At 26.2% G+C, this 4,977-nt stretch carries 5 protein-coding genes; all 5 read right to left on the bottom strand.

All coding sequences use genetic code 11. The features are described from left to right. Positions 1 to 120: 120 nt before the first annotated feature. A complete protein-coding gene (locus KPL38_RS18085) occupies positions 121 to 579 on the bottom strand; it encodes a hypothetical protein (protein ID WP_216290530.1) in 459 nt (152 codons plus the stop codon). A gap of 292 nt (positions 580 to 871) precedes the next feature. Then, on the bottom strand, positions 872 to 2,122 hold the full coding sequence (locus tag KPL38_RS18090; RefSeq protein ID WP_216290531.1) for an HD domain-containing phosphohydrolase: 1,251 nt from the start codon (positions 2,120 to 2,122) through the stop codon (positions 872 to 874). Between the two features lie 733 nt (positions 2,123 to 2,855). Continuing rightward, positions 2,856 to 3,005: a hypothetical protein gene (locus KPL38_RS18095; RefSeq protein ID WP_216290532.1), complete on the bottom strand. Its 150-nt coding sequence runs from the start codon at positions 3,003 to 3,005 to the stop codon at positions 2,856 to 2,858. A 215-nt stretch (positions 3,006 to 3,220) separates the two neighbouring features. Beyond that, the gene (locus KPL38_RS18100; protein WP_216290533.1) at positions 3,221 to 4,138 is read right to left on the bottom strand and encodes a S66 peptidase family protein; all 918 of its coding nucleotides are present in this window, start codon (positions 4,136 to 4,138) and stop codon (positions 3,221 to 3,223) included. 46 nt (positions 4,139 to 4,184) lie between these two features. Beyond that, the gene (locus KPL38_RS18105) at positions 4,185 to 4,472 is read right to left on the bottom strand and encodes a SoxR reducing system RseC family protein (RefSeq protein WP_216290534.1); all 288 of its coding nucleotides are present in this window, start codon (positions 4,470 to 4,472) and stop codon (positions 4,185 to 4,187) included. Positions 4,473 to 4,977 lie beyond the last annotated feature (505 nt).

Consider the following 4,977-nt stretch of genomic DNA (forward strand, 5'->3'; position numbering starts at 1 on the left):
ACGTTATTTTTGCAAAACATAGTAATCCTCCTCTACGTACTGATTTTGATATTATTATATCATAATTACTACGTTTGGAAGTAATTACAAGCTTTTTGTGGGATAATCATTCTATATATTTTACAGATTAATTACACCCTTTAAAACTGGTTTATTTTCGTTTTTAGGATTAAATTCTATTACATTTGGTATTTCCCAGCTTCTTATTTTTTTATTGGATTTGTGTGGTAATAAGTGTTGTGTTGACCTATGATCTTTTTTTTGATATCCCATTATCAGTTCCTCAAACATGTATTTCACTTCACTCATATGACAACTATTAATTTTGGTTTGTTTGAACTTAAGTTCATCCACAATTTTCAGAAATTCATCTACTTCATTTTCATAAACCTTAGCAAAAAAAGCATTTTCCCTATTCCCATCACAAATTATTATTGGGTTTAGTTGGCCTTCATTAATAACAGCTTTTAATTTATATACACTTTTTTTGCTCTTTCCTATAAAATAGCCATAATTAGGATGATTTGGGTCATTATCTTCTGGGAAAATTGCATTATATAACAATTCTTCTTCTTTCATTTTAATCGTCACCTTTCTAATAATTTATTAGATTAATAGAACTAAAATTTTTAGAATCTCTTCTGTATAAAATGCTTTTAATAATGTAACTGTTACAAGTATTATATCATTTCAATGTTAAGAATATGTTACTTATTTGTTTAAAATCAGTTAAATATTATAATTTTGAAAATATTCTTTAAATTTCTTATTAATAATTTAAAAATACAACCACTCCAAATCTTTTAATCTCATACCCACAACTAATAACCACTCTTTCCTAGTATCTTGAATACTTAACATTGTTGTTTTTCTAGCATTCAATAAAGAAGCTCATCGGATTATTAAATAGCATCGAAAAAACGTCTTCATCTGTATGGTTATTAAACTTTAAGTCAATATTCTTTTTACACATAATTATTCTATCAATGTTCTCTAAAAATAGATCGACTAACTCACCTTGAAAATGTTTATTTCTTTGAGATTTAAGTATTTCTATGCGAGTTTCAATTGGAAATGCTTTCTTATAAATTCTTGCTGTTGACAATGCATCAAAAACATCTGAGATAGCTACAACTCTTGCAGTTAATGGTATATCTTTCTCCTTAAGTCCTGATGGGTATCCACTACCATCCCATTTTTCGTGATGGCTTAAAGCAAGTTCATACCCCATTTGTATAACCTCTCGTTTGGAACCTTTAAGTATCCTCGCACCAATTGTTGTATGAGTTTTCATTATATTAAATTCTTCAGATGTAAGCTTTCCAGCCTTTAAAAGAATCGAATCTGGTATACCTATCTTTCCTATATCATGCATCAAGGCTGCATAATTCATTAACCTAATTTTATTCTGAGAAGTTTCTACTTGTTCATATAAAATTGATGTATATATACTCATTCGAGCCATATGTACTGCTGAATCATCGTCGCGATATTCTGCAGCATAACATAACCTTTTAATAATTTCGTTTGTAATCTCCCCATTTTCACTAAGTGCCTTCTCTAGCAAATTATTTTTCGTAATTAATTGAGAACTCTTGTCTTCTATTTCGCTAAGTGTTCGATTTATAAAAAACCTCATTTTCCTGGTAACAATATCTTTCTCTTTATTATAATTTATCTTTGAAGGATTATATTCAACACCATATTTACTTAGTTTATTTTTCATTACTATTAATGTTTCTTTTAAGATATCTGCTGAGAAACTTAAAAAAACAGCTGGATGCTCAGGATGATTTATTATAATATTCCATTCCTCTATCATTGAATCATCATCATTAAGTTCTATAAAAACTGTATTTTTAAAATCTTTGATTTTATCAAAGTCAATATTCCGAGCAAATACAAAAACTTTTTTACAAAGAGAATCAAGAATCATATATCTATCGAATTCAACCATAAAAAATTTAAATTTTTGAAATGATACAAATATTTCTGATTTTAGCTTAAATTCAACTATCATATCCTCAAGACCATGGCTAATACCAACAAGTGAAGATTTAGCATATATCTTTCTCTCAATACTTGATGCTTTGGTCATAAGAATATCGCTTAGTTCAAGCATTTATTCACCATCCTTTTTCCATCCGAATACCTTTAATTTTATCTTATTAATTATTTTCCTTGATTAATGTAAATATTAAACTTTTATATTATAATATGCAATACTTTTTATAAATTTACAATTGTAGAGTAAATTATAAATAGTTTACTATATAACTAATTTAATACGCTAGAAATTTATATTTTGTTCTTCATTTCAACAAAAATGACTAATCAATAAACATAATTGTTCATTTTATTCATTGTAAAGCTTTTAAGTTATCCTAATATTTATTAATAACTTGCTTGTTAATTAAATGCATATATATAATTTCGAATTTTATTGACATATTTATTGGTTTTTCAAATAAATATTCAAGATAATTTATAGCTTCTTCATCTTTTTTTCAAATATATTTATTATATTCCATAAGGCATGTCCTTAATCTTCAAATATATAGGATAATCTAAATATAAATATAAATATACGATACTAATAAATTAAATTTATTTCTGGTATTGTTTTAAAAATTAATTTTTGTTGAAATATTTATTCATAATTATTTAGTTATATTTAATTAATTGTTATTTACAATGCTGTATTTTTTTAACCTCTCATATTCATTAATAAAATATTTGTAGCTTGATGAGTAATTTTTTATAAAAAAAATAGAACTATTATTTATAGTTCTAAAATAGAAAGTTATAGTATACTTTTGAAATCACACTTTAAAGTTAAAGATATTTTATCAATCTCATATTTTTTTAAAAGCTTTAAATGTAAATTTTGGAAATAAATTTTTAATTAATTCATCATCTGTCATGCCTTTCGTTGATAAATCTGCATTTTTACTAATTTTAACCACTTCAGATAAACTTGGCTTTTTGTTGATACATTTTCTCAACTTAAATCACCACTATTATTATAAATTTGAATATATATATTAGATCTATTACTATACCAGTTCATAATAACCCTCCCTACATTACTTTAACTTAAAAAAGTGTATATCAATATTATTGACTAAAATAAAAATATCAATCAACCAAAAGGAAAAAATAATAATAGCCAGCCAATGCGTCAAAACTTCACATTAACTAACTATTATTTTTAATTATATCAATCTACTACTCCTTCTAATACGTTAATTACTCCAGTTTCAGGATTCATCCTTACTCTTGCTCCAATTGGAAGTGTAAGTTTTGGATAATCATGTCCTGAACAAAACCCTGAAAACATAGGTATATTTAAATTGTATAACCTATCCTCAAAAACTTCTTCTAATGTAAGACTTTTTTCATAATGAGGTAAATCACAATTTTTAAATTGTCCTAAAATAATTCCCTTGCATTGTTGAAGTTTACCTGCTAATAATAGTTGCGTCAGTATTCTATCTATTCTATATGGAGCCTCACTAACATCTTCTATAAATAATATTTTATCCTTCATATCGGTTTCATATGGTGTTCCAAGTGTGTTACATATTAACCCAAGGTTACCACCTATAAGGTTTCCCTCAACTATTCCTGGAACAATACATTTTGTTTCAAATTCTGATGGATTTTTAATAATATAGGGTTCATAACCTTCCATTAATGTAAACATAAAGCTTTTAAAAGTTTCAATATCTTCTAAATTAGAAGTACCCATCGGACTGTGAAATGTAATCAGATTACACTTTTCATAAAATGAATTTAATAAAACTGTTATATCACTAAAGCCCGCAAAAACCTTTGGATTTTCCTTTATTAAATCATAATCAAGATAAGGTAGTAACCTGCTTGATCCATATCCCCCTCTTATGCATAAAATAATATCTACTTCTGTATTCTTAAACATTTCCATAATATCAGAAGCTCTGTCATTATCTTTTCCAGCAAGATATCCCCATTTATCATATAAGTGCTTTCCCTCTAGTATGTTAAATCCTTGGTTTTTTAAAAACGATATTCCCTTTTGTATTGCCTCGACATTTTCTGGACTTGCAGGAGAAATGAGTCCAATAGTTGCTCCTGCAATTAATCTTTTTCCCAGCATAACTGACACTTCCTCAAATTAATTAGAATAGTATTTTTTTAAATGACTACATATCATCCCAATGAATCTTTTCTTCTTTAGCATCTACTACTGCCCATTTATCATATACCTTAATTAATATAATTGATAATCCAAGACCAATTATTCCTCCCAAGACTCGAGAAATTTGAATAGAGGTTCCAATAGATTTTCCTATATATTGTCCCAAAACTACTCCAATAGCCACTAATATTATTGGAAAAATAAAGAGTACAAAACATGCTAATAACATATTAGTCTTTTTTCCATTTAAAGTTGTTTTTTCTTCAGTTCTTTTAAATTCATCTATTTTCATACAAATCTCCTTTCAAACACGACCTTATCCTAATAAAAAATAACCACAGGTAAGTATTAAACAATTAAGAATTGTAGATTAAATAACAGAAAGAGACAGTCCATAATTGTTCTTTAAATTTATTTCAGTACCTATGATTATATATGATATAGATATGAAAAACAACAAATTGGAAAATGAAAAGTTATCCTTTTTTTGAATTCTTTTTACATGTTTCTTTATTTTATTTATTTTATTTATTAATACCGCTATCATTTTGGTTATAATGTACTGATTATAAAAAGTCTCTCCATTAACCATCGTTCTTATAGACATATATTCTCAACATTATATTTGCCACTAGGCCTTTAATGTACTAAAATAAAATAGAAGACTAATAGAAATAAAACAGTTTAAGATAGTGTTAACTAACTTATGAAAAAACAATAATGGAAATATTAGGATTTAGAATGTGGGTTGAAAAGTGAAAATGTATCCTGAAGAAATTTAATGTTGCTTTATTTGT

This window comes from Clostridium psychrophilum (genome assembly GCF_018861705.1).
In the GTDB taxonomy this organism is placed as follows: Bacteria; Bacillota; Clostridia; order Clostridiales; family Clostridiaceae; genus Clostridium_AD; species Clostridium_AD psychrophilum.